The organism is Arthrobacter sp. lap29 (assembly GCF_032458965.1).
Taxonomy (GTDB): Bacteria; Actinomycetota; Actinomycetes; order Actinomycetales; family Micrococcaceae; genus Specibacter; species Specibacter psychrochitiniphilus.
Genome location: NZ_JAUCEK010000003.1, coordinates 328,524 through 352,057, shown reverse-complemented (window position 1 = coordinate 352,057; position 23,534 = coordinate 328,524). Strand labels below are relative to the sequence as shown.

At 62.5% G+C, this 23,534-nt stretch carries 21 protein-coding genes; 11 read left to right on the top strand and 10 right to left on the bottom strand.

What is annotated here, in order from left to right; all coding sequences use genetic code 11:
- Positions 1–84: 84 nt before the first annotated feature.
- Positions 85–1,011 carry an NADP-dependent oxidoreductase gene (locus RY113_RS07115; protein ID WP_396334222.1) on the top strand — a complete coding sequence of 309 codons (927 nt, stop codon included), beginning with the start codon at positions 85–87 and terminating at the stop codon, positions 1,009–1,011.
- Positions 1,012–1,189: 178 nt separating this feature from the next.
- A complete protein-coding gene (locus tag RY113_RS07110) occupies positions 1,190–2,389 on the top strand; it encodes a hypothetical protein (protein WP_315914023.1) in 1,200 nt (399 codons plus the stop codon).
- A 60-nt stretch (positions 2,390–2,449) separates the two neighbouring features.
- Here the strand turns inward: RY113_RS07110 and RY113_RS07105 are convergent, their stop codons facing one another.
- Both RY113_RS07105 and RY113_RS07100 read right to left on the bottom strand, forming a co-directional pair.
- Positions 2,450–3,379 (bottom strand): 2-dehydropantoate 2-reductase, encoded by a 930-nt coding sequence (locus tag RY113_RS07105; protein ID WP_315914022.1) that lies wholly within the window; start codon positions 3,377–3,379, stop codon positions 2,450–2,452.
- Positions 3,376–3,858, bottom strand: a complete 483-nt coding sequence (locus tag RY113_RS07100) for a DUF2127 domain-containing protein (protein WP_315914021.1) — start codon at positions 3,856–3,858, stop codon at positions 3,376–3,378. The genes RY113_RS07105 and RY113_RS07100 overlap by 4 nt, the downstream gene beginning before the upstream one ends.
- A 334-nt stretch (positions 3,859–4,192) precedes the next feature.
- On the opposite strand from RY113_RS07100, the gene RY113_RS07095 reads away from it, so the two are divergent.
- From RY113_RS07095 to RY113_RS07075, 5 genes are all read left to right on the top strand, one after another.
- On the top strand, positions 4,193–5,692 hold the full coding sequence (locus RY113_RS07095; RefSeq protein WP_315914020.1) for a fumarylacetoacetate hydrolase family protein: 1,500 nt from the start codon (positions 4,193–4,195) through the stop codon (positions 5,690–5,692).
- Positions 5,689–7,188 (top strand): 5-carboxymethyl-2-hydroxymuconate semialdehyde dehydrogenase, encoded by a 1,500-nt coding sequence (gene hpaE, locus RY113_RS07090; RefSeq protein WP_315914019.1) that lies wholly within the window; start codon positions 5,689–5,691, stop codon positions 7,186–7,188. Before RY113_RS07095 ends, hpaE begins: the two co-directional genes overlap by 4 nt.
- The gene (gene hpaD, locus RY113_RS07085) at positions 7,185–8,249 is read left to right on the top strand and encodes a 3,4-dihydroxyphenylacetate 2,3-dioxygenase (RefSeq protein WP_315914018.1); all 1,065 of its coding nucleotides are present in this window, start codon (positions 7,185–7,187) and stop codon (positions 8,247–8,249) included. Before hpaE ends, hpaD begins: the two co-directional genes overlap by 4 nt.
- Positions 8,250–8,330: 81 nt before the next feature.
- Entirely contained in the window at positions 8,331–9,134 is an 804-nt protein-coding gene (gene hpaH, locus RY113_RS07080; RefSeq protein ID WP_315914017.1) for a 2-oxo-hept-4-ene-1,7-dioate hydratase, read from the top strand.
- Complete coding sequence (locus tag RY113_RS07075; protein ID WP_315914016.1) at positions 9,101–9,904, top strand: aldolase/citrate lyase family protein; 804 nt, start codon at positions 9,101–9,103, stop codon at positions 9,902–9,904. The genes hpaH and RY113_RS07075 overlap by 34 nt, the downstream gene beginning before the upstream one ends.
- Positions 9,905–9,922: 18 nt before the next feature.
- On the opposite strand, the gene RY113_RS07070 is transcribed toward RY113_RS07075, so the two are convergent.
- Positions 9,923–10,555 (bottom strand): hypothetical protein, encoded by a 633-nt coding sequence (locus tag RY113_RS07070; protein WP_315914015.1) that lies wholly within the window; start codon positions 10,553–10,555, stop codon positions 9,923–9,925.
- A gap of 148 nt (positions 10,556–10,703) precedes the next feature.
- On the opposite strand from RY113_RS07070, the gene RY113_RS07065 reads away from it, so the two are divergent.
- The gene (locus RY113_RS07065) at positions 10,704–11,453 is read left to right on the top strand and encodes a hypothetical protein (protein WP_315914014.1); all 750 of its coding nucleotides are present in this window, start codon (positions 10,704–10,706) and stop codon (positions 11,451–11,453) included.
- Here RY113_RS07065 and RY113_RS07060 read toward each other — a convergent pair.
- From RY113_RS07060 to RY113_RS07030, 7 genes are all read right to left on the bottom strand, one after another.
- Complete coding sequence (locus tag RY113_RS07060; protein WP_315914013.1) at positions 11,450–13,342, bottom strand: FAD-binding monooxygenase; 1,893 nt, start codon at positions 13,340–13,342, stop codon at positions 11,450–11,452. The genes RY113_RS07065 and RY113_RS07060 overlap by 4 nt on opposite strands.
- A 131-nt stretch (positions 13,343–13,473) precedes the next feature.
- Entirely contained in the window at positions 13,474–14,541 is a 1,068-nt protein-coding gene (locus RY113_RS07055) for a phosphotransferase family protein (RefSeq protein ID WP_315914012.1), read from the bottom strand.
- An 11-nt stretch (positions 14,542–14,552) separates the two neighbouring features.
- Complete coding sequence (locus tag RY113_RS07050) at positions 14,553–15,815, bottom strand: acyl-CoA dehydrogenase family protein (RefSeq protein ID WP_315914011.1); 1,263 nt, start codon at positions 15,813–15,815, stop codon at positions 14,553–14,555.
- A gap of 2 nt (positions 15,816–15,817) precedes the next feature.
- Positions 15,818–16,636 carry an SDR family oxidoreductase gene (locus RY113_RS07045; protein ID WP_396334219.1) on the bottom strand — a complete coding sequence of 273 codons (819 nt, stop codon included), beginning with the start codon at positions 16,634–16,636 and terminating at the stop codon, positions 15,818–15,820.
- Positions 16,637–16,786: 150 nt separating this feature from the next.
- Positions 16,787–17,305, bottom strand: a complete 519-nt coding sequence (locus RY113_RS07040) for a GIY-YIG nuclease family protein (protein WP_110105090.1) — start codon at positions 17,303–17,305, stop codon at positions 16,787–16,789.
- A gap of 9 nt (positions 17,306–17,314) precedes the next feature.
- Positions 17,315–17,557 (bottom strand): hypothetical protein, encoded by a 243-nt coding sequence (locus RY113_RS07035; RefSeq protein ID WP_315914010.1) that lies wholly within the window; start codon positions 17,555–17,557, stop codon positions 17,315–17,317.
- A gap of 277 nt (positions 17,558–17,834) precedes the next feature.
- Complete coding sequence (locus RY113_RS07030) at positions 17,835–19,331, bottom strand: helix-turn-helix domain-containing protein (protein ID WP_315914009.1); 1,497 nt, start codon at positions 19,329–19,331, stop codon at positions 17,835–17,837.
- 166 nt (positions 19,332–19,497) lie between these two features.
- Between RY113_RS07030 and aceA the strand changes: the two genes are divergently transcribed.
- The 3 genes from aceA to RY113_RS07015 all read left to right on the top strand — a co-directional run bounded on the left by aceA (position 19,498) and on the right by RY113_RS07015 (position 23,493).
- Positions 19,498–20,820 carry an isocitrate lyase gene (gene aceA / locus RY113_RS07025; RefSeq protein WP_315914008.1) on the top strand — a complete coding sequence of 441 codons (1,323 nt, stop codon included), beginning with the start codon at positions 19,498–19,500 and terminating at the stop codon, positions 20,818–20,820.
- A gap of 112 nt (positions 20,821–20,932) precedes the next feature.
- Entirely contained in the window at positions 20,933–22,588 is a 1,656-nt protein-coding gene (gene aceB, locus RY113_RS07020) for a malate synthase A (protein WP_315914007.1), read from the top strand.
- 197 nt (positions 22,589–22,785) lie between these two features.
- A complete protein-coding gene (locus RY113_RS07015; protein ID WP_315914006.1) occupies positions 22,786–23,493 on the top strand; it encodes a DsbA family oxidoreductase in 708 nt (235 codons plus the stop codon).
- Positions 23,494–23,534 lie beyond the last annotated feature (41 nt).

Genomic DNA, 23,534 nt, shown 5'->3' with positions numbered 1-23,534 from the left:
GCATGTGTTTGAATAATGCGCAGGAATAAAACCACGAGTCGCTTTGGGTCTCAAGGAGAGGAACACGCTTCCATGAATTCATCTATGAAGGCCATGACTTACCAGCAATACGGCGGCCCGGAGGTTTTGCAACAGGCGCCGTTGCCCATTCCTAAAGTGTCCCCCGGGGCTGTGCTGATCCGTGTCAAAGCGGCAGGGGTGAATCCGGTGGACTGGAAAATTATGGGCGGCCACCTCGATTCCCTGATGGATGTGAATTTTCCCGTGGTTCCAGGCTGGGACGTTGCCGGAATTGTGGAGGCAGTGGGCTTCGATACGCCGGAGTTCTCAGTGGGAGATGAGGTATTTTCCTATGGCCGCCGGGATACCATTCAGGGCGGGACCTTCGCCGAACTTGTGGCACTTCCAGCCGCGATCGTGGCACACAAGCCTGCAAACCTTTCTTGGGAACAGGCCGCAGCCCTCCCCTTGACCGGCCTGACAGCTCAGCGGACTCTAGATACGCTAGGCGTGACTGCGGGCCAGACGCTGTTGATCCACAACGGTTCCGGCAGTGTTGGGCGCACCGCCATCCAGCTAGCAGCCCAGGAGGGCGTGCGCGTCATCGCCACGGGCTCCGTAAAAAACCATGCCCGCCTCCGTGAACTTGGCGCCATCGCGGTGGAATACGGTTCCGGGCTAGTGGAGCGCGTGCGCGCCGAAGCGCCGGAGGGTGTAGACGCCGTGGCTGACTTTATTGGCGGCGTCCTCGAGGATACTTTGGCGTTATTGAAGGAGAACGGCCGGCACGCCTCAATTGCAGATGCGAGCGTGAGCTCCCACGGCGGGCACTACGTCTGGGTCCGCCCCGGCACGGAGGAACTAGTGCGCCTGAGCCTGCTGGTTGAGGACGGATCGCTGAGCGTAGATGTGGCGCAAACTTTTCCCATGCAGGAAGCTGCCCGCGCCTTTGAAGCCAGTATGTCCGGGCACGGCAGCGGCAAGGTGGTCCTGACCGAGTTCAGTAACTAGCCCCCGCGCCCTCCACGGCTCGTCCCGCGTTTCGGGGCACTCTGACCTCTTCCGCGCACGGGGGTGGGGCGCGGGTGTGCGCCGGGGCGGAGTGGGCTTGCGCGGCTGCACGGGTGCGGCAGCCAGGCCAAGGCGACTACGGTTAAGGAACCTCATCCCGCTGTCTGCAAGGAACCCTGTGGCCAATAAGTCCAAGAACGCCAAGAAGTCCCGTTTCGGCAATCCGGCCAAGGCCTCGGCCGACTCCGCTGCCCGGTCAACGCAACGGCCCTCGGCCGAGGCCCGGCTGGATCGGGCCATGGTGGCACTGTCGTCGGGCTATGTTGCCTGGTTGGAAGCCGAGAGCCGTCCCAATAAGTCAATCGATCTCAGCCTTGCCATCCTGGATGATTTCTTTGACATGTACCGCATCCTTGAACCGCATCCGGATCCCACCAATCTGGTGCCCGCAGCGCTGCGGGAAGTTCTGGAAGTCACCGGCCACGCGAACCCGCTGGGTGTGATGACCCTGCGCAACGGCGTCCATGATTACATCGCCTACCTGGCCGAGGCCGAGCTTTGGACGGGAACGCATGAGGATCTGATGACCAATTTTGAAGAGCTGGCGCAGACGGCAGTTCCCGGGGCTGACCCCGATGACGCGTTGGATGATGAAAGCCTGCCCGTTGAGGACTACGAGTTCGCCGAAATCTACCTCCCCACGGTCAGTGAAGAGGCGGCTGCAACAACAGCTGCCAATTCCCCACTCTGGAAGAATGTTCTGGCCCTGCTTGAGTGGATTGGCGAGGGCAAGGACCTCACGGAACACGGCACCGTGCTGGATCAGGAAGGCGCCGCTGCCACCTTGATCCATACAGGCGTAGGCGCCCTCGCCGCGGCCGCCGCGTTCACCACCCCGGCCGATCACGGCGCCGCACGGCTGGCACTTTATTGGCAATTGCTGGATGTGGCGGGGCTGGTGAGCGTGCGTGAGAGCCGTATCTCCCCCACCTCCACGCAGCTGTTGCACAGCAATGATCCCGAGATGGTGTTGCATATGCGGGATTTGATGGGCCATCTGATTTATACGGCCACCCTGGAAGGTTCAGAGGAGGGCATTTATGAGGATTGGCATCTGGAAATGGCGGATTGGCTGACCCAAGCCGCATCCGGCGCCCCTCCCGAAGCGGCCCTGCTCATCCAAGCCTTGGAGGAGCCGGATTCTGTTCATCCGGACTTGTTGGCCATTGCCCAAAACATCGCCCACTGGGCTGAGGAGGGCCTTGTCACCGTTGGCGAGTTCATTGAGGTGCCACCGGCCTGGCGTCCCGACGTTTTTGACATGCTCAAGGACGATTTCCCCATCCAGGCAGTAGGTCCGGGAGCAGAGGATCTCTGACCCAGAGTACGACGGCGGCCGGCACCTCGCCCGGACGGGGCACCGGCCGGGCGAGGTGCTTTAGCTGCGGCTGGCCTCGTTGACGCGCAACTGCAGGAGCGCCAGATCGATCAGCGGCACTGGCACACCCAACCCGGCGGCCCGGCGAGCGAAGTCGCCCACTATCTGCTCGCCCTCATGCGCCAGCCCGGCCGTCACATCCCGGTACAGCGACGAGGTGAACGTTGAGCCAGGCTCGGTAAGGAACGCGAGGTCACCCGCCTGCTGCGCTTGTGGCACCGGGTAGCCTGCTGCGGCAGAGACCGCAGCGGTCTGCGCCAGTACCGCCGCCACAAACTCCGGCCCTCCCGGCACCGCGGCAATGGACCCCACCGGTCCGCGCATGAGGCAAGTGGTGACCCCGGCAGCCACAATAAAAACCCATTTGTGCCACATGATGGCCAGCCCATTCGGCACAGCCACGGCTTCGAAGCCAGGCACGGAAATCTCGGCCAGCAGCGCCTGCACCCGTGCTGACACGGCGCCTTCCAGGGGACCGTCTTGGTCACCAATGCTCCAGCGCGCTAGCGGGTTGAGGATCGCAATGTCGCCGTCGGCGTTAATGGTGGAGACCAAATGCACCACGGAACCGATCACGGCGTCGGCACCAAACGCGGTGGCCAGCACCTCCATGTGCCCCATACCGTTTAGGAACGGCACAATGAGAGTGTCCGGCCCCACGGCCGGGGTCATGTCCACCATGGCTTGTTCCAGGCCGGGACCTTTAACGGTGACCAGGACCACGTCGAATATCTCATCAAGCGTCCCTGCCGTGAGGATACGGGGCGCACTACGGGTTTCACCTTCCGCGTCCACAATGCGCAAGCCGCGTTCCTGCAGGAATTGTGCACGTTTTTCGCGGACTAAAAAGCTCACATCCCGGCCGGCACGGGCCAACGCAGCGCCGAAGTATCCCCCAGTTGCACCGGCCCCTACTACGAGTATTTTCATGTGCCTATTTCCTTGCTGGCACGTCGTCGGTGCCTTCGGTATTCATGCCAGGTGAGCAGCACAATGAGTGCGTCAAACACTGTCAAGATGATGAGCCCGGCCGAGGGCTGCACGCTCAGCTGATAGAGCTGGTAGAGGATGAACAGGCCAAGGACGGCGATCATCCAGGGGTACGCCCACAACTTATCCATGAGTAATGCGGCCACAAGGACCACCTTTACTATGCCATGAGCCAGCAGGTAGAAAGCGGCAAAGAGGACCACATGGTCGCTGAGCCCGGAGGCGCCCCGCAGGATGTGGTTGGCAATAAAATTATCCGGGTCTTCTGTCAGTTCCGGCTGGGTGACCAGGACGGCAATCTCCTGGATTTTGGCCGGGGCTATGAAGAGCAGGAGCACGCCACCGAGCAGTTCCAGGACACCGTCCAAGCCCTTGATGATGATGCCGATGACGAAGAGCCTGTCCCACCAATCGGTCATTTTGGGTATGCGCATCATTCCTCCAGCCGCATTTCTGCTTGGAGCCTAGCACTGGGGCCTTGGCACTTGCCTAGCGGTTGCCGCGGTGCACCAGCCCTGAAAGGGCACCATGGCCAGAGCCGCAGGGTCAGAGACCATGGCCAAGGGCGAGGGCCAGAGCCGCAGGTTCAGTGCCCCATGGTTGACGAAAGCCCCTGTTGCGGCGGAAGCTAGGGAGTGGATGGCACCTGCTGCGCCTCAGTGGACAGACACCGCCCAAGTTGCACAGTCGCGGCCCGTACGGGGCGCACAAATCAGGCACCAGTCAACGGCTTTTTTGTAATTGGGGTGTTTCGTGGAACAGGTCTCGGCAGAGCTGCTCAGCACGGTCCGCAAGGTTATCGCCGTCCACCTTGCCTACAAGTCCCGGGCAGAACAGCGCGGGCGGATCCCCTCACATCCGTCGTATTTCCTCAAGGCCCCTTCCTCACTGAGCCTCAGCGGTTCGGTGGTGGAGCGGCCGGTGGGCTGTGAATTACTCGCCTTCGAGGGCGAAATCGCGCTCGTCATCGCCAAGGCAGCACGGCGGGTCAGCCCCGCAGAAGCCTGGTCCCACATTGGGCACGTCACCGCCGCGAACGATCTTGGCGTGTATGACCTCAAATATGCGGACAAGGGCTCCAACGTCCGGTCCAAGTCCGGCGATGGTTTCACACCGCTGGGTCCGGGCCTCATTCCCGCCGCCGGGCTCGATCCCCATGCCCTGCGGCTGCGCACGTGGCTTAATGGGGAACTGGTCCAGGATGACACCACCGCTGGCCTGCTCTTCTCTTTCAGCCAGATCGTGGCCGATTTATCCCGGCTCATGACCCTGGAACCCGGGGATGTCATCCTCACAGGAACCCCTGCCGGATCCTCTGTGGCCGTACCCGGAGATGTCCTTGAGGTTCAGCTCGACTCCCCCGGAACGGGTCCATCTACCGGCTTATCTACCGGCCGGCTGCGCACGTCAGTGGTGCAGGGCTCCGGGGAGTGGGCCGGCTATGGCGCGGTCCCACGCATCAGCGACGCTGACAGGGTGGACGCGTGGGGTTCTGCTGAAGCCGCCGGGCTGGCTTCCACTTCCCCTTCCACAGCTCTCAGTGCTGAACTTCAGCAGAAACTGACAAGTGTTGGCACAGCCACCCTCAGCTCACAACTGCGCAAACGCGGCTTTAACAACATCCATATTGAGGGCTTGTCCTGCACCAAAGCCGGGCTGAGGATCGCAGGAACGGCCCGAACCTTACGCTTTGTGCCCTTTCGCGAGGACTTATTCGCAGCTCACGGCGGCGGCTTCAACGCCCAAAAACGCGCCATTGACTCGCTCAATGACGGGGAGATCCTGGTCATGGAGGCCCGCGGGGACCCCACCGCGGGGACACTGGGGGATCTTCTGGCCCTGCGCGCCCAGGTCCGGGGCGCGGCGGCCATAGTGACCGATGGCGGAGTCCGGGACCTCACCGAGATCGCCGCCCTGAACATTCCCGTCTTTCATCACGGCACCCACCCGGCCGTCCTGGGCCGCCGCCACGTCCCGTGGGACACGGACCTGACCATCTCCTGCGGCGGGGCCACCGTCCAGCCGGGGGACATCATTGTAGGCGATGACACCGGCGTGCTGGTAATCCCGGCGTCGTTGGCGCAAGAGGTAGCGGACGCTGCCATCGCCCAGGAATATGAAGAGAAGTTCATTGCCGAAATGGTGGCTCAGGGCCACGGCATTCAAGGCCTGTTCCCCATGAACGCCACGTGGCGGGCCACGTTCACGGAGTGGGAGTCCAGCCACAGCGAGCAGAAAGGCGGCCTAGGATGAGCGGCCATTTCATCCCGGACGGCCTGCCCGCCCACATCCGGCACTACATTGACGGCCAATCCGTGGACTCGGTGGGCGGGGAGAGATTCCATGTGCTGGATCCGGTGACCAACGCAAACTACGCCACCGCCGCCGCCGGACAGAAAGCTGATATTGCGCTGGCCGTGACAGCCGCAACGCGTGCCTTCCGTGAGGGACCGTGGCCGCATATGAAGGCCCGGGAGCGGGCCCGGATCCTGAACAAGGTGGCAGACGCCATCGAGGACCGCGAGGACCGGCTGGCCGAGCTGGAAACCTTCGACACCGGTCTGCCCATCACCCAGGCTCGCGGCCAGGCCCGGCGCGCGGCGGAAAACTTCCGCTTCTTCGCGGATCTGGTGGTGGCCCAGTTGGACGATGCCATGAAGGTCCCCGGTGCGCAACTCAACTACGTCAACCGTAAACCGGTGGGGGTTGCCGGGCTCATCACGCCCTGGAATACGCCGTTCATGCTGGAATCCTGGAAGCTGGCGCCCGCGCTTGCCGCTGGCTGCACGGTGGTGCTCAAACCCGCCGAATTCACGCCTCTGTCAGCGTCGTTGTGGGCCGGTATCTTCGAGGAGGCGGGCCTGCCTCAGAGCGTGTTCAACCTGGTCAACGGTCTGGGCGAGGAGGCTGGGGACGCGCTGGTGAAACACCCTGGCGTGCCACTGATCTCCTTCACCGGCGAGACCACCACGGGTCAGACCATCTTCCGCAACGCAGCCACAAATCTGAAGGGGCTCTCCATGGAATTGGGCGGCAAAAGCCCGTGCGTGGTCTTTGCCGATGCAGACCTGGACGCCGCGATCGATTCCGCCCTTTTCGGTGTGTTCTCCCTCAACGGCGAGCGCTGCACGGCAGGTTCGCGGATCTTGGTGGAGCGGCCCATTTATGACGAGTTCTGTGAGAAGTTTGCTGCCCGCGCCCGGAACATTGTGGTGGGCGATCCTCACAACCCTGCCACCGAGGTGGGTGCGCTGGTGCACCCGGAGCACTACGCCAAGGTCATGAACTATGTGGAAATTGGCAAGTCCGAGGGCCGGCTGCTGGCCGGTGGTGGGCGCCCCGCGGGCCTGGACACCGGAAACTATGTGGCACCCACCGTGTTTGCCGATGTTGGCCCCGAATCGCGGATTTTCCAGGAGGAGATCTTCGGCCCCGTGGTTGCCATCACCCCCTTCGAGGACGACGCCGGGGCGCTGGCTTTGGCCAATGGCGTCAAGTATGGTTTGGCCGCCTATGTGTGGACGAACAATCTTAGGCGCGCCCACACCTTCGCCCAAGCCCTGGAAGCGGGGATGGTGTGGCTGAACAGCCACAATGCGCGGGATCTACGCACCCCTTTCGGCGGTGTGAAAGCCTCCGGGCTGGGGCACGAGGGCGGCTTCCGCTCCCTTGACTTCTATACGGACCAGCAAGCTGTGCACATCACCTTGGGCAGCGTGGACACCCCGAAGTTCGGAGCCTTGCCATGAGCGCTGCCGACCCGCAAACCCCTGCCCCGGATATTGTCCGCTGCGCCTATGTGGAACTTGTTGTCACCGATCTTGGCGCCTCCCGAGCCTTCTATGTTGACCTCCTGGGCCTGCATATCACCCGTGAGGAGCCGGGCGCACTGTACCTGCGCACTCTGGAGGAGTTCATCCACCACAACCTGGTGCTGCGTCTTGGCCCCGTGCCCGCCCTGGCTGTTGCAGCGTTCAGGGTCAGGACGCCGGCGGACGTCGATGCTGCTCAGGCGTATTACACGGCGCTGGGCTGCCGCACCGAGCGGCGGCGGGAGGGCTTCGTTGCCGGGATTGGTGACTCCGTCCGGGTGGAGGACCCTTTGGGGTTCCCGTTCGAGTTCTTCTACGAGGCCGCACACGTGGAGCGGCTGACCCGGCGCTATGACCTTGCCTCGGCCGGGGAACTGGTTCGCCTGGACCACGTCAACCTTGTCACGGCCGAGGTTGCCCGCGGCCGGGATTACTTAGAAGAGCTGGGTTTTCGGGTCTCCGAAGACATCCGGGACTCGGCCGGCACCACCTATGCGGTCTGGATGCACCGGACCCAAACCGTGCATGATATCGCTCTGACAGGCGGTGCCGGGCCACGCCTGCACCACATCGCCTTCGCAACGCATGAGAAGCACAACATCTTGCACATCTGCGACAAAATGGGCGCCCTGCGCATCTCCGCGCGGATTGAGCGCGGACCCGGCCGGCACGGGGTCTCCAACGCTTTTTACCTGTACATCCTTGACCCTGACGGACACCGCGTGGAGATTTACACGCAGGACTACTACACGGGAGATCCGGACAATCCAGTGGTTAGCTGGGATGTCCATGACAACCAGCGCCGCGATTGGTGGGGCAACCCCGTGGTTCCCTCCTGGTACACCGAGGCTTCCACCGTCCTGGACTTGGATGGCAGCCCCCGGCCGCTGCACATACTGGCCGGAGCATCCGAACAAAGCATCGCGGTTGGTGCCGACGGTTTTTCCTACACGCGCGACGACAGCGGCCGGGGCTTCAAGCTGGGAGAGCAGCTGTGAACCGTACTCACCGGCGTCCTCTTGGCCCGGCAGGGGCATATTCCCGCCGGGACTGCGCCGCGAGCGAGAAGGAGACAGCTCATGCTTGACGATGCAACGCTTACCGAGATTGCCGACGAACTCGCGGAGGCGGCACGGACTCGGGTGCCGGTCCCCCTGCTGAGCGTTCGCTATCCCGGCATGAGCGTGGAGGACGCCTACCGGGTGCAAAAGCTGTGGCGTCAGCGCGGTGAGGCTGCCGGAAGGGTCGTGGCCGGGCACAAAATTGGGTTGACTTCCCGCACCATGCAGCAGGCCACCGGTATCAGTGAACCCGATTACGGCATCATCTTTGAAGACGCCATCCTAGAAACGGGGCGTACGCTTCCCTGGCAGCAGTTCACCCACCCCAGGGTGGAAGTGGAACTCGCCTTCTTGCTCAAGGAAGATCTTGTTGGCCCTGGCATCACCCTGATCGATGTTCTGCGTGCCACCGACTACGTCACCCCAGCCCTGGAAATCCTCGATTCCCGGGTAGAGATGGAGTGGCGCACCATTGTTGACACCATCAGTGACAACGCCGCCCTCGGTGCCGTAGTGGTGGGCGGCAACCCGGTGAAACCGGACGCCATTGATCTGCCGTGGGTATCCGCCATCCTGCTCCGCAACGAGGTGGTGGAGGAGACGGGTGTTGCTGCCGGCGTGCTGGGTCACCCTGGGCGGGGCGTGGCCTGGCTGGCAAACAAGCTGGCCGTCCACGGCGAGTCACTCAGGGCCGGGGAACTGATCCTGGCAGGCTCCTTCACCCGCCCACTCTGGGTTGCCGCCGGCGATACCATCCATGCCGATTTCGGAATGCTAGGGAGAGTCACATGCCGCTTCGAATCAGCCCAGATCCTTCACTAAAGGACGCGCTCGCCGCCACCAGCAGGCCGCTGGTGGGCATGTGGGTGTGTTCCGGCAGCGCCCTAGTGGCGGAGATTTGTGCCGGGGCCGGGCTAGACGCCGTAGTGATCGACGGCGAGCACAGCCCCAACGGGCTCGAGGGAATCCTGGCCCAGTTGCAGGCGGTGCACGGCTACCCGGTCACGGCCGTGGTGCGCCCGCCGGTCAACGACACCGTAATCATTAAGCAGTATTTGGACTTGGGTGCGCAGTCGCTGCTGATCCCGATGGTCCACACCGTGGCCGAGGCCGAGGCCGCCGTGGCTGCGGTCCACTATCCTCCGCGCGGGGTACGCGGGGTGGGCTCGGCCTTGGCCCGGTCCTCGCGCTGGAACCGCATCCCTGACTATGTTCAACGCGCCGGGGATACCGTGAGCCTCATGGTACAAATTGAATCGGCCCAGGCCGTGGAGAACGTGGCTGGGATCCTGGCTGTGGACGGGGTGGACGCCATCTTCGTGGGACCGGCCGATCTCGCCGCCTCCATGGGATTGCTGGGAGCGCAGGAACACCCCATGGTGATGGCGGCCGTGGAGCAGTGCATTGCCGCGGCGAAGGCAGCCGGAAAGCCGGTGGGAGTGAACGCCTTCGCTCCGGCCACTGCCCAGTACTACATGGACGCCGGGGTGGACTTCATCCTGGTGGGCGCCGATGTCACCCTTCTGGCCCGGGGCAGCGAGGGTCTGGCCTCAGCGTTCATTCCCAAACGCGTGGGCCGCCCCTTGCTGTGAGCTCATCGGGTGCACGGCTCATCCTTTTGCGGTCGCCTCCAGAAAACGGGCTGTGCGCCTAAAATCACGAGACAGCAAAGCGATCCCGATTATCCCTACGCCGGATGCCACCACCCCTATCCATACGAACATCTCGTCCTGTCCCGCCCAGTTGAGCGTTTGGGAGGCGAACATCAACGGGTAGGCCGGCATGATGACCAGTTGTGTGGCCAAGCCCTTGAGGCGTTGAACCGCAGCAGCCCGGACCACCGGTAAGTGCTCCCGCTCCAGAGGTGCCTTCCCGGTAATCTGCGCAGTGATGTTCTTGCGTTCGCTCTCTGCCAACCGAAACAATACATCTAGGGTGTTGAGCCGAACGGCGGGTGCCACCTTCTTAGCGTTGTAGATCAATCCGCCCACGAACGCACCCAACGTGGACAGTAGAAGCCCCACGCTCAGATAGTTCGCCCAATCGCCCGCAGTTGTTCCGAAAAGCAAGATCCCGCCAGCGATTCCGAGAACCAGCAAGGCAAGGAAACCAACAGGGAAATACCGCAAGTAGTAGCTTCTGACGGCGCGCCCCAGGCAAACGTCTTCGACGCCGTCGGCCCTCTTCATGGCCCACTGCCACCGTTCATTGGACTCGGCCAAGAGATCGTCAAGTCCGCTCATCCTGTTCCTCCCCACCAGACGCTGTTTTGCCCTGCCATACCATCATCGTTGTGCCGTGCCCACAAAAGATAGGGCTTATGCTGACTCTGCCTTCTTGGGTTTCCTGGCTTTCATGGACAAGCTCGGCGTACCGTGCTGACATGTATTGATGCACGCTTCGGGACGGGACAAAAAGATCAGGGCAACTGCTGGCTTGGCCATCATTGCTTTGTCGTTCTTGTCGATGGTCATGATCTACTTGTCCGGGCTCAATCTCTGGAGCGCAATTCCACTCGCGGTTATCTACGGTCTCCAGGCGCTGTTTACGCTGGGCGCCGGCGTCTATCTTTGCAGTGGTTGGCGCAAGGCAGGAGCCTTGGAACTGATTACCGGCCGGTGGTGGCTCATTGGATTGGCCGCTTTTGGTGTGGTGGGAACGGCCGCAGTCATCTTCGGATTCTCGGCGGGCCCAGATGCACTCATCACCACAGCCCTGTGGCCCAATATGGTGGCGTTGTGGATTCTTTTGAGCTTCAGACCCATGACCGCCCGCTTCCCACGCGAGGAACAGTGGACCAGCTCGCTCTCCGGCGAAGCCGCCTGGGTCTCACTGACCGAGGCGTTCCACCAGCCGGGGTTGATTGCAACAACGGCAGGCCAGGACCTCTGGCTCAAGATCGGTAAAGATTGGGCTGGCGGGACCTGGCAGCACGAGGACGCCGCCCGCTATATGAAAGTCAGGCCTGAGATCCATTTCAGGATCGATGAAATCCGCGGCGAAACCCGTATCACCGCACACAGTGACGACAGGGCAGTGGGAGGTATGTTCGACGTGCTGAAGCTCGTGGAGGAAATGAGCAAGACTGCAGTAGAACTGGCCCAGCAGGCAACCCGCGCAAACGCGGGTGAGCACAGTTAACCGTGCGCCAGCATGATGGGGGCGAAAAATGCTGCCAGCCCTGCCGTGTCGCTCAACGGCAGCACGTTCGCCACGTACTGGTCCGGGCGGACCACTACGACGGCGCCGGAGCGGCTGATCCCGCGGGCTTCGAAAATGTCGCGTGACGGGTCCGTGGCATAGACCAGTTCGTAGTCGATGAGCCCAAAAGGGCCGGTGCGTGGCATGAACACTTCCGGAACTTGGCCCAGCTCCACACCCTCAAAGTCCTGCTGGGTAATAAGTTTTACATCAAACACGGCATCGGAGTCCCCCTCCGGTGGCGTGTACTTGAGCAGCGGCGACTCAGGACTGTGAGAGAGCCAGTGTGCCCACTCCGACAGGGCTGACTGCTCGCCAATGGCGGGTTCATCGGCGAAGGCGTAGATGCGCCACCGCCCATCGGCCCGGTGGTGGTGACCCAACTGCACCGGGTTCGCATCCGCAACCCTAACCACTGGCGCAGACTTAAAGCGCTTGCCGAGGGGAAATCCCGTGGCCAGTTCCTGATGCGTTGCTGGTGCGGTGATCATGGAGGGCTGGTACTGGGTCATGAAGCCTGCCGGGAACTCGAAGGTGCGCACATAAAAGTCCTCCAACTCGGTGGCATCCGCCATGTCCTCGGGCCGCATGGCCATCAGCTTGGACCATTCCAAATCGAAGTCAATGAGGTTCTTGGCAATGACCTGGCGCTCGGCCGAATACGTGGCCAGCAGCGACGCCGGGCTGCGCCCGGCCAACACATGCGCAATCTTCCACGCAAGGTTGAAGCCGTCCTGCATGGAGACGTTCATGCCCTGGCCCGCCTTGGCACTGTGCGTATGGCAGGCATCCCCTGTGATGAACACGCGCGGAAGGCGAGTGCCGAGCAACTCCAGGGGGACGTCGTCGAACCTGTCAGTCAGGCGGTGCCCCACCTCGTAAACGCTGGTCCAGGCCACGCTGCGCACATCCAGTGTGTAGGGGTGCAGGATCTTGTTGGCCTTGGCGATGATCGTTTCGATGCTGGTGCTGCGCACGGTGTGCGAACCGTCTTCTGGCACCTCACCCAGATCCACGTACATGCGGAACAGGGAGCCGCCCTCGCGCGGAATGAGAAGGATGTTCCCGCCATCACCGGACTGGATGGCGCATTTGGCGCGAATGTCCGGGAAATCAGTGACGGCCAGAACATCCATGACACCCCATGCGTGGTTCGCGTGGATGCTGCTGTGCTTTGCCCCAATGGATTCGCGCACGGCACTGTGCGCCCCGTCCGCACCCACCACGTACTTCGCCCGGACCACACGTTCGACGCCGGTTTGCGCACCATGGGTACCCACCAGCGTCACCGCGACCGGAAAGTCTCCATGGTCCTCGATTTTCAGGGTGCGCAACTCCCAGCCGTAGTCGGGGCGGATGCGCGCCGGGGAGTTGGCCATGACCTCAGCAAAGTAGTCCAGCACGCGGGCCTGGTTGACAATAAGGTGCGGGAATTCGCTGATCCCCGTGGTGTCATCCGGGGCGCGGGCCGCCCGGGTAATGCGGGTGTGATCAGCCGGGTCAGGTTTCCAAAACACTGTGGCAGTAATCCGGTACGCCTCGGTGATGATGCGCTCGGCGAAGCCAAACGCCTGAAACGTCTCCACGCTGCGGGCTTGGATACCGTCCGCCTGGCCAATCTCCAGGCGCCCGACGCGTCGCTCCACAATGCGGGTGTTGATGAACGGGAATGCACCAAGTGCGGCCGCAGTGATCATGCCGGCAGGTCCCGAGCCCACAATGAGCACGTCCATCTCATCCGGCAGTTCCGCCGGACGGCCAATACCCGTCCCTTCCGCGGCCTTGACGCGTGGGTTCCCGGACACGTAACCGTGCTGGTGGAATTGCATGTACTTCCTCCCTGCCTGTGTGGCGCCCGCACCTTCATCATGTGCCCCTGGGGCAGTCCAATCAAGGGGCTTTGGCGCACCCGTGGCGGCAGTCCGGTATGGAGCAGATCCTCAGCCGCGGCAAAGCAGCGTTACGGCAGCCGGGCGGCGTGGGCGGCCGCGGCCGCCAACAGCTCCGGCACTCCCGCCTCGAGCGCGGCGCCGAACCTCTCACCATCTGCCCGTTCCCCGTTCTTCCATCGCGTGTAAATGGCCTCACTGAAAATGGCTGCCTTCCACAGCGCCAGCGCCTCATACCAGGGCAATGCGGAAAGGTCCAGATTAAAATGCGCGTTGTACCGTGCCGCCATGCCCGCACGGTCCAGGTATCCCGGCAGAGCCGTCACGGGCGAAAGTTCCAGCAAGGTGGCAGTGGAGCCTGCCTGCGAGTACGTGGCACTGAGGTACCCCAGATCAGCCAATGGATCACCCACGGTGGCCATTTCCCAGTCCAGCACCGCTTTCACCTGGGCGGGACCCTGCCTGGCAAACATCAGATTTCCCAGCCGGTAGTCCCCGTGGATCACGGCATGGCGCTGGGTCTCTGGACGGTTCTCCTCCAACCACCGGGCCAGCTGCGCCACTTCGGGAAGTTCACGTGTTGCCACTAAGTCCCACAACCCCGCAAACCGCGCCACCTGACGTTTCAGGTAGCCCTCGGGGCGCCCAATCTCTGCCAGCGGACCACTAGTAGCGTCCACGGAATGCAGCTTCACCAGCATGTCTGCTGCCGCTTCGCTCGTAGCCCGGCGCTGCGCCAGCGTATCCAGGTGCGCCGGCACGGCGTCTGTAACCACCTCCCCGTCAACGAATTTCATGATGTAGAACGGCACTCCCAGCACGTTGGCATCGGCACATGTAGCCAGAATTTTCGGCACCGGAATGCCCAGCGGCGCTAGCAGCGATTGGATGCGTGCCTCACGGACCATGTCATGGGTAGAGGGCGGCAAGGGTGGGCGAGGTCCCCGGCGAAGCACCACGTGCGCCCCGCGCCGTTTAATCCTGAACGTCACGTTGGATTGCCCCTCGCCAATACGGCGGGCGTGGACTGGCCCTGTCCCGAGGTGGCAGGCATCAAGGAATTCCGCCACCCGGTCAAGGATCAGCAGTGGCGGTGACTGCGCCCTTGCCGCATCTTCAATGGTTTGCACAATATCCATCGGGACCCCCATTAGCGTTCTCCCTCGTGGCTGACAGCCGTGCCCTGGAACGGTTCTCCGCCGGCAACGGCACGGCGCCGCTCAGCGGCAGCACGGCGTGCAATGGCCCATTTATGAGTTTCCGTGGAGCCGTCATAGATCCGGAACGGGCGGACTTCATTGAGGTACTGCATCAGTGGCAACCCGTCAGAGACGCCGTCTCCGCCGCACAACTGCACCGCCCTGTCCATGACCCGGTACACCGCCTCGGAGCAGTGCACTTTGGCCACTGAGGAGAGTGCCGAACCCGCCTTCGCATCTACGGCAAGCAGGCGCGCACACTTGGCGATGATGGCGTCAGAGGTCTCAATGTCCATCACGGACTGCGCAATCATGTCCTGCGCAATGCCCAGCTGGGCAAGGTGCGCACCGAATATCTCCCTGGTATTGGCGCGGTCAAGCATGATGTCCATGGCTCGCCGGGCCAAGCCCAGCCAACGCATGCAGTGGGTCAGCCGGGCAGGGCCCAACCGCACCTGGGCGTATTGGAAGCCAAGGCCCGCTTCCCCGAGGACACCGGAGTCCGGGACTAGAACGTCCTCAAAGTGGAGATGGGAATGCCCGCCAGGGAGGTAGGTGTCCATGGTGTGGATGGGGGCGCCAAGCCGTACGCCGGGAGTGTCCATGGGCACCAGGAACATTGAGGCACCTGTGCTGGCCCCGTGCGCACCGTCAGCTGCGTCTGCGTCCGTGCGCGCCATGACAATGGCGAACCCGGCGAGCGTAGCACCACTGGTGAAGCGCTTGTGCCCGTTGATCCGCCAGCGGTTGCCGTCCCGCACAGCCGTGGTGGCTAGTGCTGCGGGATCGGACCCGGCGCCGGGGTGTGGCTCCGTCATGGCAAAGCAGGAGCTGATGTCTCCGGCGGCCAGCGGGGCTAGGAAACGCCGTTTCTGCTCCGCTGTGCCGATCAGGTTCAACATGTGCATATTGCCCTCATCCGGTGCCATGGCGTTAAGCACCGCCGGACCGATAGGTGAGTAACCGGCTTCCTGAAACACCGGTGACCAGTGCTCCACGGCCAGTCCCTGCCCACCGAATTCCACCGGTACGTGCGGGGCGAAAACCCGGGCCGCCCGGGCAGCAGCCGCTAAGTCACGGCGCACCGAAACGTTTAGTGCCTGCCCCGGCCGGGGTTCGGCAGGGATCACCGTTTCACGGATGAATTGACGCGTGCGTGCCCGGAGATTTTCCACGGCCTCCGGGTATTGCCCCTCTGGTGGTGTACTGTTCATGATCAGCCCAACCCTCCCGCATTGCCCAAACCGCCATCAAGAATCAGGACCTGTCCCGTCACCCAGCTTGCGTCACAGGAGGCGAGAAAGGCCACGGCGGAGGCAACGTCGCTAGGCTCGCCCAACCGGTCCAGCGGGTAGGAGGCCGCCACTGCCGCTTCACGCCCCTCATAGAGCGCACCCGCAAAACGGGTTTTTACCACGGCCGGCGCCACGGCATTAACCCGGATTTCCGGTGCCAGTTCCATGGACAGTGTGCGGGTCAGGTGTGAAACGGCGGCCTTGCTCACCCCATACAGGCCCAGGCCGGGGGCGGGAACGTTGGCGCTGATGGAGGACACGTTCACCACGGTCCCGCGCCGCACCTTGAACTTGAGCCCAGGATGCGCCAGCACGGCCTGCGTCCAGGCGAGGGTGCCCCACACGTTAACCTCAAAAATTTTGCGCCCCGCGTCCAGCTCCGCGGTTTCCAGAGGCCCGTAGACGGGGTTGATGCCGGCGTTGTTGACCAGCACATCCAGCCCGCCAAAGTGATGTTCGGCTGTGGCCAGCACCTCTGCGCGGTGCTCCGGGTCATCGGCATGCCCGGCCACGGCGAGGGCGTTCGCACCGAGGCTGGCAACTGCCTCATCCAACGCATCCTGGCGCCTGGCCGTGATGAGGACGCGGGCCCCCTCCTCCACCAGCCTCCGGGCAATGGCCAGCCCTATCCCCCGGCTGGCGCCGGTGACGATGGCATTCTTGCCAAGAAATCGCTGGGCCGGGTTCGGGGTTGAGTGCGTGCCATCTAATGCCATGGGATCCTCTTTTTCCGTTGCCATCGCGCCTACTCGGCGGTAGCTATTGCCAGCATGCTGTGGAATGCGGCAACGGTCAAGGGAATGCTGGAAACCGCTAGTGTGCGGCGGCCCGGGTTTCTGCACCTTCACCCCACGGCTGCCCCACTCTCTCGTTGAGCAGCCTTCAGTTGCTCAGCCCTTCTCGCGGAGGGCCTTGCCATGCGCGGCTGCAGCAACTTCCGAAACGTGCACCTGCTCGGGTGTGCGCCCGTCACGGTTCAGCGGCGGGCAAAGCTCGGCGCGCATTGCTTCCTCAAGATCGGCAAGGGGTGCAGCGTCCGGGAGTACGCAAAACTGCACGCTCAGGTTTTGCGTCATCCAGACGCTCAACACTTCTTCATCTACATCGGTCAGGCGCGGGTGTGCGGAGCGCCCATGCCACTGGGCCTGAAGTCCCAGCAATGCCGCCAGGGAACGGCGGAAAGTGGATTTTGACGTTTGAATATCGTGGTGTTTTGCCCTGCCCTTGAGGTTCGTGGCCTTGCCCACGTAGAGCAGGTCACCGCGTTTGAGCGGGGTCAGCTCCGCCGGCCAATTCATGTCCTTGGGCAGGCCTCCGCTCAGGTAGTACTTATAAAGGCCGGGGGCAAAAGGCATCGCCTGCCATGCGCTTTTTGCGGGGGCGGTTGCAGTCCATTTGAGTTCGCTCATCCGTTGACTTTACGGCATGGAGCCTGTGGCGTCCTGCCGTTGAGCCCTGGCAGAGCGCCAAGAAACCCGCTCGGCAATAGGGGCTGCCACCTTCGTCTCCTCCAATACCAAGAGCCCCGGCTGGGCGCGCAACCACGCGGCATTCAAGCCCGTGACGTCTTCGGACTCGAAGAGGTCTTCAAACTCCACATCCAACCGCTCCATGGCGCCAAGCCCTTCGCGGACGTAGGCATCAAGGTCTCCGCGGCGCATTCGTGGCAATGTCCGCTGGAGTCAACAGTGCCCGGAACATGTCATTGACAACACAAAACGTTGTCTGCGATCACGTCTTCATTGTTCCCGGCGGCACCTGCGGCACTCAGCACAACGGGGATGTGGCGTGTAGTCATGGACGTTCCTTAGCTCTTCGGATGCGGTTGGCCCTTCCACGCGAGCACAGGAGTTGACTTCACCCCTGTGCTCGCGTGAACGCCAGGGAAAAACCGGGGAACGTTTCACGCCATGACCCGGCCATGACCTGCGGCCTCTTTTACCGGCCTTCGTGCGCTGCCAAGAACCTGTACACCTCTGTCTCGTCCACTCCGGGGAAGGCGCCCTGGGGCATAGCCGCCAAAAGGTGCGAGTTGGCGCGGGTTGAGGGCCAGGCATGCCCTGCCCACTGGGCCGAAAGCTCGGTGGGTGGGCGCCGGCAGCAGTCAGGATCCGGGCAGCGGGATGCCGAACGCTCCGTGGTGTCCCGGCCCCGGAACCATTTAACGTGCTCATAAGGTACCCCAATACTGAGCGAATACTCTCCCGAGGAATGGCGTTCAGTGCGGGCAGTGCACCAGTACGTCCCAACGGCCGTGTCCGTGTATTGGTTGAACGCACGGAACTTATCCGGCACTTCAAAGACGGCCCGGGAGGTCCAGTACCGGCACACGGCCTGGCCTTCGATGGCGCCGGTGTGATCGGCAGGGAAGTTCACGCCGTCGTTCTCGTAGGCTTTGTGGATGATCCCTGACTCATGCACCTTCTGAAAGTGTGTGGTGATGCCCAGGTGCTCGGTGGCCAGGTTGGTGAAGCGGTGCGCGGCCGTTTCATAGGAGACGGCGAAGGCGTCACGGATGTCCTCAATGGCAAGCTCCTTCGCCATCTTGGCTGTCTTGAGGAAGTCCACTGTGGCCCGCTCCGGCATGAGCAAGGAAGCCGCAAAGTAGTTGGTGTACACGCGTTGGCGCAGGAAGTCAGCGTAGTCGCGGGGGGTCTGGTGCCCCAGCACATAGTGACCCAGCGCTTGCAGCAGTACCGAACGCGGATCGTGGTCGGAGCGCTGCCCGTGAGTGAGATAAATTCGGCGATTCTTCAAATCCGTCACAGACCGGGTGGAATGCGGCAGATCCCCCACATAATGCAGGTCAAATCCGAGGTGTTCGGCCACGTCCGCAGCAACGTGGTGGGACAGTGGCCCACGGTCATGCCCCACCGCCGCCAGTAGATCCTGGGCCTGGCGTTCAATCTCCGGATAGTAGTTGTTGCGTTCACGCATTTCCTGGCGTAGTTCGTTGTTCGCCCGGCGGGCCTCCTCCGGCGTAGCGGACTGTTCATCCAGCCGCCGTTCCAACTCGTGTTGCAAACCCACTAAAGATTCAAGGACTTCGGTGGAAAGCCGTGAGCTGACGCGGACTGTGGGCAGCCCCAGCGATTGGTACAGCGGCCCGCGCTGCGCCCGTTCCAGCTCAATTTCCAGTGCCGCGCGCCGGCTGGGCGGCTCGTTGCCCAGCAGCTGATCAAGCCCTACGCCGAGCGCCCCGGACAGCGCCTGCAGCAGCCCCAGTTTGGGCTCCCGTTTGCCGTTTTCAATCAAGGAAAGCTGCGACGGCGCGGCCCCCACTTTCACCCCGAGATCATCCAGGGTCATGCCCTGGGCCTTACGCAGGTGCCGCACCCGGCGCCCTAAGGAAATGATGTCCAATTCTCCTTGCGCAGCAGCTTTCTTACCGCGCCGGGCAGATGCCTCACCTGTGTTCCATCCCACATTCGTCATTTCTTGACAATACGCGAAGAAACGCGTTTCTTTCCATCAATTACCTCTAGTAACCCCTTGAAAAGCGCTGAATAGTAGAAATCACGAAGAAGAACGCAGCTTCAACCAGCTCACCCACCCCGGTGATCGAGCTTGTCGAGATCCACAATAACAAGGAGCTTCCACCATGAGCGCAGCATTTGAACCCGCCACCACGCCGGAGCAGAACCGCACCGAGGCAGCCGCAGCCCTCGAGCTCGAGTGGGCAGCCAACCCCCGCTGGAACGGTGTGGAACGCTCATTCAGCGCCGCGGACGTCATCAAGCTCCGCGGCCGGGTCCAAGAGGAACACACCCTGGCCCGCCGCGGCTCCGAGAAGCTGTGGGACCAACTGACAAACGCCGCACCTGGCGGCTACACCAACGCACTGGGCGCCCTCACCGGCAACCAGGCGGTTCAGCAGGTCAAGGCCGGCTTGAAAGCCATTTACCTGTCCGGCTGGCAGGTTGCCGCGGATGCCAACTCCAACGGCAACACCTACCCGGACCAGTCGCTGTACCCGGTAGATTCGGTGCCCAAGGTAGTTCGCCGCATCAACAATGCGCTCCTGCGTTCAGACCAGATTGAGTTCTCAGAAGGAATCCAGAGCGTTGAGGATTGGCTGGTGCCGATTGTGGCCGATGCCGAGGCCGGCTTTGGTGGCCCCCTCAACGCCTACGAACTCATGAAGTCCATGATCACCTCCGGTGCGGCCGGTGTGCACTGGGAAGATCAGCTTGCCAGCGAGAAGAAGTGCGGGCACTTGGGCGGTAAGGTGTTGATCCCCACGGCCCAGCATGTCCGCACGTTGAACGCGGCAAGGCTCGCGGCCGACGTCGCCGGCGTCCCCTCGGTAATTATTGCCCGTACCGACGCCGAGGCCGCCACCTTGATCACCTCGGATGTGGATGAGCGCGATCGCCCCTTTCTCACCGGCGAGCGCACGGCGGAAGGTTTCTACCATGTGCGCAACGGGCTCGAGCCTTCCATTGCCAGGGCACGCGCCTACGCCCCTCACTCAGACCTCATCTGGATGGAGACCGGAACACCTGACCTTGAGCATGCAAAGAAGTTTGCTGAGGGCGTCAAGTCCGAATTCCCGGACCAGATGCTTGCCTACAACTGCTCACCGTCATTCAACTGGAAAAAGCATTTGGATGACGCAACTATCGCTAAGTTCCAACGGGAGCTTGGCGCTATGGGATACACCTTCCAGTTCATCACCTTGGCTGGTTTCCACTCCCTGAACTACTCGATGTTTGATCTTGCCCATGGCTACGCCCGTAACGGCATGAGTTCCTACGTCGAACTGCAGGAGCGAGAATTCGACTCCGAATCCCGCGGCTACACCGCAACCAAACACCAGCGCGAAGTGGGCACAGGCTACTTCGATGCGGTGGCGACCGCCCTGAACCCAAACAGCGGCACCCTCGCTTTGGCAGGCTCCACAGAAGCCGAGCAGTTCCACTAACAACTCTTTCCCGCTGGGTGGGACTGCTGGCCGCTTCTTGTTGAGACTCACGTTGCAACAAGAGGCGGCTCGCAGTCCCGTCACCGGCACTTTCAGACTTGGAGCAAGCCCCATGAACTCAACGAACAGCCTGAACGGAATCACGTTCAACGGCATCACCATGACCGCACCGCCCATCTACCGCCAGGAAGAAATCCTGACTCCTGAGGCACTGGATTTCATTGCTGCACTAAACCGCACCACGACGGCGCGGCGCACCGAATTGCTGGCAGCCCGCCGCACTCGCCGCTCCCAGATCCTCAGTGGCACTGATCCGCGCTACCTGCGCGAAACGTCCGCCATCCGGGAAGATCCCCGCTGGCGCGTTGCTCCCCCTGCCCCGGGCTTGGAGGATCGCCGCGTGGAAATCACCGGCCCTGTTGACCGCAAGATGACCATCAATGCGCTGAACTCCGGGGCGAAGGTCTGGCTGGCTGATATGGAAGACTCCTCCACACCCACCTGGGGCAATGTGATCCGCGGCCAGCTGAACTTGATTGACGCACTGGAGCGCCGCATCGACTTCACCAGCCCCGAAGGCAAAGAATACAAACTGGCGCCGGCGGAGGAACTCCCCACTATTGTTGTCCGTCCCCGCGGCTGGCACTTGCCGGAGAAGCACCTGCTGATCAACTCCAAGCCCATGGCCGGCGGCATCGTCGACTTTGGCCTGTATTTCTTCCACAATGCCCGCCGGCTGATCGCTCAGGGCAAGGGACCGTACTTTTACCTGCCGAAGATTGAAAATCACCAGGAGGCCCGTCTCTGGAATGACATCTTCATCCAGGCGCAGGACCTGCTCGGCATCCCCCAGGGCACCATCCGTGCCACGGTGCTGATCGAGACCATTACGGCCGCGTTCGAAATGGAGGAGATCCTCTACGAACTCCGCGACCACGCCGCTGGCCTGAACGCCGGCCGGTGGGACTACCTGTTCTCAGTCATCAAGAACTTCCGCACCCGCGGCCCGCGCTTTGTGCTTCCGGACCGCAACCAGATCACCATGACCGCACCCTTCATGCGCGCCTACACCGAACAACTGGTCCGCGCCTGCCACACCCGTGGCGCTATGGCGATCGGCGGCATGGCAGCCTTTGTGCCCAACCGTCGCGATCCGGAGGCCAACGCCAACGCCATGGAGAAGGTCCGTGCAGACAAGACCCGGGAAGCCAACGACGGCTTTGACGGTTCCTGGGTGGCCCACCCTGACCTGGTTCCCGTAGCCATGGAGGTCTTTGACGAGGTGCTTGGCTGGAACCCGAACCAGATTATTCGCACCCGTGAGGATGTTCTCCTCGATGACCGTGCACTGCTGAACGTGGCCGGCACGGAAGGCAAGATCACCGAGCAGGGCATTCGTGACAACATCTGGGTGGGTATCCAGTACATCGAGTCCTGGCTGCGCGGCCATGGTGCTGTGGCCTTGAACAACCTCATGGAGGACGCCGCCACCGCGGAAATCTCCCGTTCCCAGATCTGGCAGTGGATCCACAGCCAGGCCATCACGGACACAGGCGAACTCATCACCTATGACTGGGTCAAGGAAATGCTCGACGAGGAGTTCGCACGGCTCCCCCGATTTGATAAGGACCGGTTCGATGACGCACTGGAAATCTTCACCGATGTAGCCATGGGCGAAGAGTTCCCGGCCTTCCTGACTACCTCCGCCTACGCCAACTACCTGCACGCGCACGCCGAAGTGCCCGAACAGCAGTTGATCGCGGCCTAAGTTTGACAGCTCTCGCCGAACGCGACGCCACTGCACACCCGAGATCCGGGTCTCGGCGAGAGTGTCATTACCATCACCGAACGTACAGTTGATGCCCTGTTCCCACAGGCATCAACTGTACGTTCGGCGTTTAACGGGGCGTTTGCGGGGTGGGGCGGGCGGGGAATAAGCGCCGAACGGGGCATGTTAGCCACAGTATGAAGATTGAGATCTGGTCCGATGTGGCCTGCCCCTGGTGCTACATCGGCAAGCGCCGTTTTGAAACCGCTCTGAGCGGCTTTGCCCACAAGGATTCCGTGGAAGTGACGTGGAAGAGTTTTCAGCTGGATCCCACCCTTCCCGAGCACTACGACGGCACCGAGCTGGAGTACCTTGTGGAGCGCAAGGGCATGGACCGCGGACAATTGCTGGGCATGCTGGGCCACGTCACGCAGGCTGCCCAGGGAGTGGGGCTGGACTTTAAGTTCGATAACGTGGTGGTCGCCAATAGTTTCCGCGCCCACGAGCTGCTCCACCTGGCCAAGTCCCACGGATTGGGCGACGCCGTCAAGGAAGCCCTGCTCTCAGCCCACTTTGAGCACGGCGTGGATATTGGCAACCGAGAAGCCCTCGTTGCGATCGGCACCAAGGCGGGGCTGTCCGCCGTCGAAATCAATGATGCTCTGGGGAGTTCGCAATACGCAGACGCCGTCCGCAACGACATTGCCGAGGCCCGCGCGGTTGGCGTCCAGGGTGTTCCGTTCTTCGTCATCGACCGGAAGTACGGCATCTCCGGCGCTCAGCCTTCCGAGGTGTTCGGCCAGGCTCTGGAGCAGGCTTGGCAGGAAGCCAACCCGCTGACCATGGTTTCGGCCACCGGTGGAGAAGACGCGCAGGCCTGCGGCCCGGACGGCTGCGCCATCTAGGCTCTCCGGCCTTCCGAGCAGGTGGGCCCGAAGCAGGTGAA